We start from the raw sequence: 12,127 nt of genomic DNA, 5'->3' as shown, positions 1-12,127 counted from the left end.
ATAAGTTTTATTTGACTTACAAACGAGCATGTGGTATGATCATTATAGCGAGGTGGAGTATAGTGGCAAAAACATTAGTCGAAATTAAGCAAGGTCTTGAATGCCAAAAAGGCAAGCGGTTAAAGCTAAAAGCCAATGGAGGGAGAAGGAAAACGATTGAGCGTTATGGGGTGCTGGCTGAAACGTATCCTTCCGTCTTCATTGTCGAACTTGATCAGGACGAGAACGCATTCGAACGTGTTTCATACAGCTATGCAGACGTTTTAACAGAGACAGTAGAACTAAGTTTTCAACAAGAAGACAGAACAAAAGCAATGATATTAGAGCAGTAGACGACATGTTTACTGCTCTGCTTTTGTTTGTTGTTACATATTTGGCAGTACCGATAGAAGATTTCTCTTCCACGTTAAAAATAAATAAACTTCATATTTTGCGCTTCACTTCAATTCATTTCCTGTTTTGCAAACAAATAACTGGAGTATGTTTAACAGATGGAACAAATGCTATAACTGTCGTAAGAAAGGATGCTCAAACAAAAAGGGGGATCTTTCATGGGTAGACGAGGAATTATGTCAGACCAATTGAAAGAAGAAATTGCCAAAGAGTTAGGTTTTTACGACACCGTGCAAGAGGAAGGCTGGGGCGGCATTAAAGCACGGGATGCCGGTAACATGGTGAAACGAGCGATTGAAATAGCCGAGCAAAACATGCAGCAAGGAGGCAGACCCTAATGGGGTTTGTCTTTTGCTTTTAAGAAAGGTTTCCTGCTATAGTACGGCGGAACTTAAAATAGTGAAACATCGACTAAGGCAGCCACTTTTCGCTTTTCATTTCATGACACAATTTGGTATAGTTTGATAAAGTGGGTGACGGAGATGATTCATTTTGAGCGAGCGCCGGCTAAGATAAATTTGTCTTTAGATGTGCTTAGAAAGCGTGAAGATGGCTTTCATGAGGTAGCGATGATTATGACTGCCATCGACTTGGTGGACCGTATTGAATTGCATCCGCTAGCTGAAGACCGAATTGAGGTGGCTGCTGATAATCAATATGTGCCGAATAATGAGCGGAATTTAGCGTATAAAGCCGCAGCAATCCTTAAAGATAAGTATCATGTGCGTGAAGGGGTGCGGATTAAAATAGAAAAAAACATCCCTGTCTCGGCAGGGCTTGGCGGTGGCAGTAGTGATGCCGCAGCAGTATTACGTGGATTGAATCAAATGTGGTCGATTAATAATTCTTTAAAGGAATTAGCCAGTATTGGCGAGGAGATCGGATCGGATGTTCCTTTTTGCGTATATAGCACAACCGCCCTTGCTACAGGTCACGGGGAAAGAATCCAGGAATTGTCTTCTCCGCCATCATGTTATGTTGTTTTAGCGAAACCAAATATCGGTGTATCAACAAGAGGTGTTTTCCAGCGGGTTGATCTTAGCGAAATCATTCATCCCAACACGAATGAAGTTTTAACAGCAATTGAGCAGGCGGATTTTGGAAGCCTTGCTGCAAATATTGGCAATGCCCTGGAGAGTATTACGTTTCGTTTGCATCCGGAGGTCGAACAAATCAAGAAAAAAATGATCCAATCTGGTGCAAACGGGGTACTTATGAGCGGAAGCGGTCCTACCATTGTTGGTCTTGTCGAACATTACAGCAAGGCTAGACGCATTTATAATGGATTAAGGGGATTTTGTGAGGAAGTTTACATTGTACGGCTGCTTGATCAACGCCGGCCTTGATGAAACACGTATAAAAGTGGTATATTTTAAAGTAAATATTCGGCTTTAGAGGTGTAGTTATGAAGAGAAGTGATCGTCTTGTATCATTAACTAATTATTTTCTAGAAAATCCTAGAACCCACACATCATTACCTTACTTTTCCAGTAAATATGAGGCAGCAAAGTCCTCGATAAGTGAAGATATTGATATCATTGATCGAGTATTGCAGGAAGAAGGACTAGGGTTTCTGCAATCGGTTGCAGGAGCAGCGGGTGGAGTAAGCTATATACCGGATTATGCACAGGAAAAAAGTAAGCAGTTTATTGATGAATTGCGCCTAACACTTGAGGACCCAAATCGAATTCTCCCCGGTGGTTATTTATATATGAGCGACATTTTAGGTAATCCGAAAATGGTGAAACAAATTGGCCGAGTATTGGCTGCGTCATTTTCTTCAGTGGATATAGACGTTGTGATGACCGTGGCTACAAAAGGGATTCCGTTAGCATATGCTGTTGCTGCAGTTTTAAATGTTCCTGTAGTAATCGTAAGACGAGATCCAAAAATAACGGAAGGCTCGTCGGTAAGTATAAATTACGTTTCGGGTTCCTCACGAAAGGTGCAATCGATGGTCTTACCAAAACGAAGCCTGCAAGAGGGTGCGAAGGTTTGTATTATTGATGACTTTATGAAAGCTGGCGGAACCATTACCGGGATGGTCAGTATTCTTGAGGAATTTAATGCAACGGTAAGTGCAATCGGAGTACTGGCTGAGGCTGATGATGAAGAAGAAGATCGGGTCGTGGAGGATTATACATCACTGGTTAAGATTAAAAATGTTGACTTAAAGTACAAACAAATTCAAGTTCTCGCAGGAAATATAATGAATCATATGTAAGCAAATAGGGACTAGCAGACTATATATTAGTCTATACAAAAAGACCCTGCTTGACAAAGTTAATTAAGGATCAGCAAACTAGTTCACACGGTATGGTCAAGCAACCCTCCCATGTTTCAAAACAATCCCTTATGTAATTATTTAAACTTTTTTTAATATTAGGCAGGAATTATCATTTTTTTGTTGAATACTGGTAATAAGTTTAAAAGGGAAAAGGTGGTGAAACATCATGGAAGTGACTGACGTAAGATTACGCCGCGTCGCTACAGAGGGGAGAATGCGAGCAATCGCCTCGATTACTTTGGATCAGGAGTTTGTTGTCCATGATATTCGCGTGATTGACGGTAACAATGGTTTGTTTGTGGCAATGCCGTCCAAGAGAACTCCAGATGGGGAATTTCGCGATATTGCACATCCGATTAATTCTGGAACCCGTGCCAAGATTCAGGATGCCGTTTTAGAAGAATACCGCCGTGTAGGTGAAGAACTGGAATACGAGGAAGCAGGCGCTTCGTGATATGTGTAAACAACAAGAGATCTAATCTACTTAGGATTAGTCTCTTTTTTTGCCATCTAGGAAATTATAAATTTTTATGCCTGTGGATAAATGGATGGCCAAGTTGAGCCCCGTCCGGCTCCAGCGCCAGCAACTAGCAAACTTCACACTTCTCCACTACGATAAGTCAACATCGGTTCAGAGGACAAATGAAGACCGACTAAGAACGGGCTGTCGCTCGGGCGTCGGCATATCCCTGTTGCGGGGGCATGTTTCCTTTATCTCATTGCGAAGTGCTCCAGTTTGTACGTTGCTAACCGGGCGCTTGCGCCTTTGTTCCTATAAATTGGAACATAATAGAAACGACGGCCTGTTATCAATAATATACGTACATAAGATAGTTACGTCGACACCTGCTTGAACTTATATGTGTTGAAATTATCCCCTTTTTGAGATATATTCATAGTGGATAATTATAAAGAGGATAAACATACAGTCTGGCTTAAATAGAGTCTATGGACACACATCGAATGGAGGTCTCCTCATGACGGAACGCTTTTGTGTTGTTCTTGCAGCAGGACAAGGTACAAGGATGAAATCGAACCTTTACAAAGTATTACATCCGGTAGCGGGTAAACCAATGGTCCAACATGTCATCCACCAATTAAAAGCTGTAAACGTCGATGAAATCGTCACAATTGTTGGCTTTGGCGCTGATCAGGTTATGGAACGAATCGGGAATGAAAGTAAGTTTGTTACCCAGAAGGAACAATTAGGAACTGGACATGCGGTATTGCAGGCAAAAGGATTATTAGAGCATAAAACGGGCACAACCATTGTCGTATGTGGTGACACACCGTTAATTACCAGTGCAACTTATCGATCCCTTTGTGAACATCATGAAAAAACAGGAGCCAAGGCTACCGTTTTAACAGCGAAGGCACCAGATCCAACTGGTTACGGGAGAATCATTCGCAATCAAGCTGGCGAGGTAGAGAAGATCATTGAACATAAAGATGCAAATGAGTCAGAACGTGCGGTTAGCGAGATAAATACAGGTACATATTGCTTTGATAACCAAACACTCTTTGAGGCATTAAAGGAAGTAACCAATGATAATGCCCAAGGGGAATATTATTTACCCGATGTGATGGAAATCATTCGTGACAGAGGGGAAAAGGTTAGTGCTTTTCAAACATCTGACTATGAGGAAACGCTGGGTATTAATGACCGGGTTGCATTGGCTCATGCAGAGCAGGTGATGAAAAAGCGAATAAATGAACGTCATATGCGCAATGGTGTCACCATTATTGATCCTGCAAACACCTATATTGGTCCGGATGTAACGATTGGACAAGATGTCATCATCCACCCGGGGAGTGTAATTGGCGGTGTAACATCGATAGGAACAAATGCTGTGATTGGGCCACATTCTGAAGTCACAAATTGTCTGATAGGGGAGGCCACCATTGTCAGGCATAGTGTTGCGAAGGACAGCAGTATTGGTGCACGAGTACAAATCGGACCGTATGCGCATATTAGACCTGAAGCACAAATTGGGAATGAAGTGAAGGTCGGTAACTTTGTCGAAGTGAAAAAATCTTCTCTCGGTGATAAAAGTAAGGTTTCTCATTTGAGTTATATCGGTGATGCCACGGTCGGCAGTAATGTGAATGTAGGCTGCGGGACGATAACGGTTAATTATGACGGCAAAAATAAGCATCTAACTACCATTGAAGATGATGCTTTCATTGGCTGTAATTCGAATTTAATCGCACCTGTTACAGTAGGAAAGGGATCATATGTCGCGGCAGGGTCTACCATTACGAAAAACGTACCAGAGGATTCTTTATCCATTGCACGTTCGAGACAGACCAATAAAGAAGGCTATGCATCAAGATTAAAAGGTAGACAAAAAGATTAACGAAAGGGTTTTTTTCTCATGACATCAACCTATAAGGATCCAGCTTTAAAGGTATTTTCACTCAATTCAAATCGGCAGTTAGCAGAAGAAATTGCCAACCACATTGGTACTACCCTTGGCAAGTGTACAGTGTCTGCGTTTAGTGACGGGGAAATTCAGATTAATATCGAGGAAAGCATACGCGGCTGTGATGTATACATCGTACAATCGACATGTGCCCCGATTAATCAGCATATCATGGAACTATTGATCATGATCGACGCCTGTAAACGAGCATCAGCCAAATCGATTAATGTAGTTATGCCGTATTATGGATATGCACGTCAAGACCGTAAAGCGCGTGCCAGAGAGCCAATCACCGCCAAGCTTGTTGCAGATTTATATGAAACGGCAGGTGCCGACCGGATGATCACCCTGGATCTGCATGCTCCGCAAATTCAAGGATTCTTTGATACGCCAATTGATCATTTGCAAGGAGTGCCTATTTTAACGGACTATTTTGAAAAAAAGAATCTGGAAGATATTGTAGTTGTTTCACCAGATCACGGCGGGGTGACCAGAGCTCGGAAAATGGCTGATCGATTAAAGGCGCCAATTGGTATCATTGATAAGCGCCGACCACGGCCAAATGTTGCTGAAGTGATGAATATCATTGGAAATATCGAGGGCAAAACGGCAATATTAATCGATGATATTATTGATACAGCCGGTACGATTACATTAGCAGCAAACGCTTTAATCGAAAGTGGTGCAACGGAAGTATATGCCTGTTGTACGCACCCGGTATTATCCGGACCGGCGATTGAGCGCATCCAGAATTCGCAAATCAAGGAACTGGTTGTAACCAATACCATTCCGCTTCCGGAAGAAAAACGAATTGATAAAGTAAAAGAATTATCCGTCGCACCGCTGATGAGTGAAGCGATCATCCGTGTGCATGAACTGCAGTCAGTAAGTATCCTGTTCGATTAAAGGTTTAGAATCATGTTATTTCGGGAATAGAATATAGTACGAACACTGTCTTACTTATGGACGTTTTCTAAAAGATTGTTGCTTTAGGACGGCTTAAGTTACTAAATAATACAATCTGTATGATAACACCACTTTATTTGGAAAGCACAAGCTCGTATATCAATGAATTTAGCATTATTCAAACAAAAGGACTTAGTATACAGCTAGGTTTTAAATAATTGGAGGATGATAAACATGGCAGTAACATTAAACGCATCAAAACGGGAAGATCATCGAAAATCCGCTACAAAGGCGATCAGGGAAAAAGGACATATACCTGCTGTTGTATACGGTAAGGATAGAGAAGCAAAGTCGATCTCAGTCGATACATTAGCACTATATAAAACGGTTCGTGATGAGGGTAGAAATTCCATCATTTCTCTTGATGTCGAAAATGATAAACCTGTCGATGTCATGCTGCACGATTATCAAATGGATCCGATTAAAGATGAAATGCTGCATGCTGACTTTTATATTGTTAATATGTCTCAGGAAATGGACGTTGAGGTACCACTGAAATTAGAAGGGGAGGCAGTTGGTGTTAAAGAAGGCGGCGTGTTACAGCAGCCATTCTATGAACTTCAGGTTCGAGCAAAACCAGCTGATATTCCAGAAGAAATTAGTGTGGATGTTTCTAACCTTGCAGTTGGTGACAGTATTGCGATCGCTGACCTGCCTGCAAGTAATACGTATCAATTCCTTGCTGATGCAGAAACGACCATCGCAACGGTCATACCACCTGATACAGTGGATGATGTGGAAGAGGCACCGGAAGAAAATGATGAACCAGAATTAGTCGATGAGGACGCAGAATAAATATGCTTAAGAAGTGAGATTGGGACGTAACCGAAGCTTTGTACACTAAAGATGAACGATTATAGGTAAATTTTTTAAGTAAAGTGTAATCCGTAGTTGATAAGAGGATGCGGAGTCTCAAATACATGTGCTGATGCCGCCGTCCGGGATCGCTTCGGGTGGATGCCTTCCGCGGGCACGGCCTTAGCCTCCTTGCCCCTTTATCGGGGTATGCCGACGTTGGACGCAAAATCCGTTCTTAGTCGGCCTTCCTTTTAATCACCACTCTGCGGGGTCTTCCGATTCTGTTCGGGCCTGCACGATGCAGGTCACAAAGGCGTTGCAACAGGATGTTGCGTCTTTAGCCTTTGATCTTCTATTTCAGCAGGGTAAACCACCCTCACTGAATGAAGTTTAACTTTATGAAACAATAATATGCACATCCCTTCCTTTGAGACACATGAGGTTGATGAAAGGGATAAATTATAGGATATGCTGAAAAGGAAGAAGTAACCATGAAATGTATAACAGGACTAGGTAATCCAGGCAGGAAGTATGCCAAAACCAGGCACAATATTGGTTTTATGGTTGTTGATGAATTATTATCCCGATTTCATACCGATTTGACAAAATCAAAGTTTAATGGAAAATTCACAGTAGAATCCATTGCTGGTGAAAAGGTCATGCTTCTGCAGCCGCAAACCTACATGAACCTTTCCGGTGAAGCGATTCGACCCTTAATGGATTATTACAATATTGCGGTTGATGAACTGCTGGTTATTTATGACGATTTAGATTTGCCAACGGGAAAAATTCGCTTGCGGCAAAAAGGCGGCCATGGTGGGCATAATGGAATCCGTTCCACTATTGATCATTTAGGGACGAAGGAATTCAATCGGCTGCGTATTGGTATTGGCAGGCCGATCGGACCAATTCCTGTCGTAGATTATGTGCTGGGAACATTTCCGAAAGAGCAGCAGACAGATGTTACGGCCAGCATTAAGAAAGCGGCTGACGCTTGTGAAGAATGGCTTCAGAGTCCTTTTGTTGAAGTAATGAATCGTTTTAATGCATAATACATATAGAGGCTGTTCAAAAAGTCCGGTAAAAATGACACATCGAATTTCTTCGTTGGCTTGTTTCTCCGCTCCTTGGAAAAGAAAACCACTTTTCCGGCGCGCGATGCGGATTCAGAGAAGCATTTACTTGTGCTTGCTCATGTATCTATTTGCATACATTCCGCTGCTCGAAACTACGCTGCCTCGAACTTCTCGGTCCTTTTTATCCTCCTTTTTGAACATGCACATATAGGGAATAGATAACTTTCGCTTATCATTTGGTGATTTTAGCAAACGTTTAACGAAAGGCTGACTATATGAACCTGAATAATAGACGTATAAAATATAGCTTTTCGGATAAACTTTAGGGTACCCCATGTTTATTCGAGGAGGTACACTTATGTCTATTGTCTATCGATGCAGGCATTGTGGCGATGTTGTTGGGAAGATTGACCAGCAAGTGATTGACGAATCAATGCTTGGCTTGGATAAACTATCAGCAGAGGACAAGAGGGAAATGATTGACTATCAGGATGGAGACCTTCAGATTAAGACAATTTGCGAAAACTGTGAAGCGTCTCTAGGAGCTAACCCGCAATACCATGAGTTAGACTTTTTCATTCAATAATATCGGAAAAATAGCTTTGGTTCTTTAGCCAAAGCGTTTTTGCGATTGTAGTTTACAGGGGGTTACGATGAAAGGGATTAATGCATTTTTACAATCAAAAGAAGACATACAGTCGATTATAACGGGGATTTCCAGCGGCATGAAAGAACAACTTGTTGCTGGTTTATCAGGCTCAGCACGAAGCCTGCTCGTTTCTATCATAAATGAATCCGTGAATAGGCCCGTCCTGCTAGTGACACACCAGTTAGTACAGGCCCAGCAGTTATATGATGACTTATCAGCATTTATGAACGATGAGGATATCTATCTTTATCCGGTAAATGAATTGATTGCCTCGGAAATTGCTGTGGCAAGTCCAGAGTTAAGAAGCCAGCGAATCGAGGCGTTATCAGCCTGGTCTGAGAAGAAGTCTGGTATCCTGATTGCTCCTGTTGCAGCATTGAAACGGATATTGCCACCGCCAAGTTATTGGGCGAAGTATCAGTTGCCATTTAGTATGGGAAAAGAGATTGATATCCACTCCTATGTCCAATCATTGGTTGATATGGGGTATGAACGTCAAGCCATGGTTAATACACCAGGTGAATTCAGCATGCGAGGCGGAATTATTGATATCTATCCGGTAACCGAGGAACACCCGATCCGTATCGAGTTGTTTGATGAAGAAATAGATTCGATACGCTATTTTGATGCCGATTCGCAACGGTCTCTGGAAAAGCTAGATGCCATTACAGTTGGCCCCGCTACAGAGCTATTATTGACCCAGGAGGATATTCTTACCGGTGCCAAGCGACTGGAGGATGCATTACAACAGTCACTTCAGAAAATCAAAAGCAGTGAAGGAAAGGAAAAATTAAATGATGTGATTTCTCATGACCTGGAACGTTTAAAAAATTTGGAACATTTCCCGGAAATGAATAAATACATCGGATTCCTCTATCATCGTCCTGCTAGTTTGTTAGATTATTTGTCGGATCAAGGCTTGATTATCCTGGATGAATTGAGCCGAGTCCAAGAAACCGCAACTCATTTGGATACCGAAGAGGCAGAGTGGTATAGCAGTATGCTGGCCTCCAATCAGATAGTCAGACATAATCGATTGTCCCTTGATTGGCACGATATTGTAAACATGGTTCAACAGCAGCAGCGAATTTATATGTCCGTATTTCTGCGGCATATCCCAAACACCCAGCCGGAAAATATTATCAACCTGTCAACGAGAGCCATGCAGGAGTTCCATGGTCAAATGCACTTGTTTAAAAATGAACTAAAGCGCTGGGAAAAAGGGGAGTATTCGGTTGTCATTTTGGCTGAAAACGACGAACGTGCCGAGAAGGTTCATTCGATCTTTACCGATTATGATATTGAAGCGGCATATTCCAAACAACTAACTTTGCCTGTCAAAAAACCAACCATTACTGTGGGTCACATCAGCAGCGGTATTGAATTTCCTATGCATAAGCTAGTGATTATTACGGAAAATGAGTTGTTCAAAAAGGTCACTAAGCGGGCCCGAAAAAAGCAAAAGATTTCTAACGCAGAACGGATTAAAAACTACCAGGAATTAAAAATTGGCGACTATGTTGTTCATGCTAACCATGGTATTGGGAAATACATTGGGATTGAGACATTGGTTGTAAATGGCTTGCATAATGATTACATGCTGATTCGCTATTCCGGTGATGACAAGCTATATGTACCAATTGATCAAATTGATCAGGTACAGAAGTTTGTCGCCTCAGAAGGCAAAGAACCTAAATTATATAAATTGGGCGGAAGTGAATGGACAAAGGTAAAACGAAAAGTCCAATCATCCGTCGAGGATATCGCCGACGATCTGATCAAGCTTTATGCTGAGCGGGAGGCAAGAAAAGGATACGCATTTTCCGAGGATACCGATCTGCAGCAGGAATTTGAAGCATCCTTCCCCTATCAGGAAACGGAAGATCAATTACGGTGTATTGAAGAAATTAAGCAGGATATGGAAAAAGAGCAGCCAATGGATCGGTTGCTGTGCGGGGATGTGGGCTACGGAAAAACAGAAGTCGCGATTCGCGCAGCCTTCAAGGCGGTTGTCGATGGAAAACAAGTGGCGATCCTCGTACCAACAACGATTTTGGCACAACAGCATTTTGAAACGATCCGGGAGCGGTTCCAGGATCAAGCAGTTACCATTGGCGTGTTAAGTCGATTTCGTACCAAGAAGCAACAGAAGGAAACATTGGAAGGATTGAAAAGGGGAACTGTCGATATCGTGATCGGCACCCATCGGCTACTATCAAAGGATGTTCAATATCGTGACCTGGGTCTGTTGGTCGTTGATGAGGAGCAACGATTTGGGGTAAAACATAAGGAAAAAATTAAGCAGCTGAAAACAAATGTAGACGTGTTGACCTTAACAGCGACACCAATCCCAAGAACCTTGCACATGTCCATGTTGGGTGTGCGTGATTTATCTGTCATCGAAACACCACCAGAAAATCGGTTTCCAATTCAAACCTATGTGACGGAATATAATCCGGTGTTCATCCGCGAAGCAATCGAGCGCGAAATGGCGCGTGGAGGGCAAATCTTTTTCCTTTATAATCGCGTGGAGAACATTGATCGTATTGCCCGGGAAATTGGCATGCTTGTAGAGGACGCTAAGGTTGGCGTTGCCCATGGTCAAATGAATGAGACGGAATTGGAAAGTGTCATGTTTGGATTTTTAGAAGGTGAATTTGATGTGCTGGTGAGCACGACCATCATCGAAACTGGAGTTGACATCCCGAATGTCAATACATTAATTGTTTATGACGCTGATCGCATGGGGCTCAGTCAATTATATCAGTTGCGCGGACGAGTCGGGCGTTCAAACCGTGTAGCATATGCCTACTTTACGTATCAGCGGGATAAAATATTATCAGAGGTCGCTGAAAAGCGTCTGCAGGCCATTAAGGAATTCACGGAGCTTGGTTCCGGGTTTAAAATTGCAATGCGTGATTTATCCATTCGCGGAGCAGGTAACCTTCTTGGTGCACAACAACACGGGTTTATTGACTCGGTCGGCTTTGATATGTATTCACAAATGCTTAAAGATGCTATCGATGCTCGTAAAACCGGAAAAGATTTGGACGAAGTAAAAGCATTTGAACCAGAGCTGTCTGTTGATCTGGATGCGTATATACCGGACACCTATATTGACGATGGCAAACAGAAGATAGACATGTATAAACGTTTTCAAACCACTGCATCCTTAGAAGACTTAAACGATTTACAAGAAGAACTAATTGATCGGTTTGGTGATTATCCTGAAGAGGTTGCTAATTTATTTATTATTTCCAAACTGAAACTGTATGCCAAACGCGAGTGGGTAGAGTCCATCCGTGAGAAAAATAAGAAGATAGTGTTGCTCATCGCGGAGAGTCGTAGTCAGCGTATTGATGGAGCCAAGCTGTTTACATTAGCAAATACATTTGGCCGGGATGTACAGCTTGGAACGGAAGATAAAAAGTTGAAAATCGTGTTTAACGCGTCAAAAGAATCGAAAGATAAACGCTATGATATTGTCACGAGCTTGATGGAACAACTGTCCACTGTTGATCGGGAGAATTAGAAA

The 12,127-nt window shown here is 42.3% G+C and carries 11 protein-coding genes; all 11 read left to right on the top strand.

Translation table 11 applies throughout. The annotated features are described in order from the left end of the window. Window positions 1-62: 62 nt before the first annotated feature. Window positions 63-332, top strand: a complete 270-nt coding sequence (gene veg / locus WMZ97_RS00180) for a biofilm formation stimulator Veg (RefSeq protein ID WP_343270032.1) — start codon at window positions 63-65, stop codon at window positions 330-332. A gap of 219 nt (window positions 333-551) precedes the next feature. After that, window positions 552-731, top strand: coding sequence for a small, acid-soluble spore protein, alpha/beta type (locus tag WMZ97_RS00175; RefSeq protein WP_269410822.1), 180 nt, complete (start codon window positions 552-554; stop codon window positions 729-731). A 144-nt stretch (window positions 732-875) separates the two neighbouring features. After that, on the top strand, window positions 876-1,739 hold the full coding sequence (ispE, locus tag WMZ97_RS00170; protein ID WP_343270031.1) for a 4-(cytidine 5'-diphospho)-2-C-methyl-D-erythritol kinase: 864 nt from the start codon (window positions 876-878) through the stop codon (window positions 1,737-1,739). A gap of 59 nt (window positions 1,740-1,798) precedes the next feature. Continuing rightward, window positions 1,799-2,617, top strand: coding sequence for a pur operon repressor (gene purR, locus WMZ97_RS00165; protein ID WP_343270030.1), 819 nt, complete (start codon window positions 1,799-1,801; stop codon window positions 2,615-2,617). 229 nt (window positions 2,618-2,846) lie between these two features. Then, the gene (gene spoVG / locus WMZ97_RS00160) at window positions 2,847-3,134 is read left to right on the top strand and encodes a septation regulator SpoVG (RefSeq protein ID WP_343270029.1); all 288 of its coding nucleotides are present in this window, start codon (window positions 2,847-2,849) and stop codon (window positions 3,132-3,134) included. 523 nt (window positions 3,135-3,657) lie between these two features. Next, window positions 3,658-5,037, top strand: coding sequence for a bifunctional UDP-N-acetylglucosamine diphosphorylase/glucosamine-1-phosphate N-acetyltransferase GlmU (gene glmU, locus WMZ97_RS00155; RefSeq protein WP_343270028.1), 1,380 nt, complete (start codon window positions 3,658-3,660; stop codon window positions 5,035-5,037). An 18-nt stretch (window positions 5,038-5,055) separates the two neighbouring features. Then, window positions 5,056-6,009 carry a ribose-phosphate diphosphokinase gene (locus tag WMZ97_RS00150; RefSeq protein ID WP_343270027.1) on the top strand — a complete coding sequence of 318 codons (954 nt, stop codon included), beginning with the start codon at window positions 5,056-5,058 and terminating at the stop codon, window positions 6,007-6,009. Between the two features lie 234 nt (window positions 6,010-6,243). Next, window positions 6,244-6,864 carry a 50S ribosomal protein L25/general stress protein Ctc gene (locus tag WMZ97_RS00145; RefSeq protein WP_343270026.1) on the top strand — a complete coding sequence of 207 codons (621 nt, stop codon included), beginning with the start codon at window positions 6,244-6,246 and terminating at the stop codon, window positions 6,862-6,864. A gap of 494 nt (window positions 6,865-7,358) precedes the next feature. Further along, window positions 7,359-7,919 (top strand): aminoacyl-tRNA hydrolase, encoded by a 561-nt coding sequence (pth, locus tag WMZ97_RS00140; protein WP_343270025.1) that lies wholly within the window; start codon window positions 7,359-7,361, stop codon window positions 7,917-7,919. Between the two features lie 382 nt (window positions 7,920-8,301). Further along, on the top strand, window positions 8,302-8,529 hold the full coding sequence (locus tag WMZ97_RS00135; protein ID WP_343270024.1) for an anti-sigma-F factor Fin family protein: 228 nt from the start codon (window positions 8,302-8,304) through the stop codon (window positions 8,527-8,529). Window positions 8,530-8,596: 67 nt separating this feature from the next. Beyond that, a complete protein-coding gene (gene mfd / locus WMZ97_RS00130; protein WP_343270023.1) occupies window positions 8,597-12,124 on the top strand; it encodes a transcription-repair coupling factor in 3,528 nt (1,175 codons plus the stop codon). Window positions 12,125-12,127 lie beyond the last annotated feature (3 nt).

Source organism: Lentibacillus songyuanensis, from assembly GCF_039548255.1.
GTDB lineage: Bacteria > Bacillota > Bacilli > Bacillales > Amphibacillaceae > Lentibacillus_C > Lentibacillus_C songyuanensis.
Note: the sequence above shows the minus strand (reverse complement) of the source record. Positions and strands in the feature narration are given on the sequence as shown.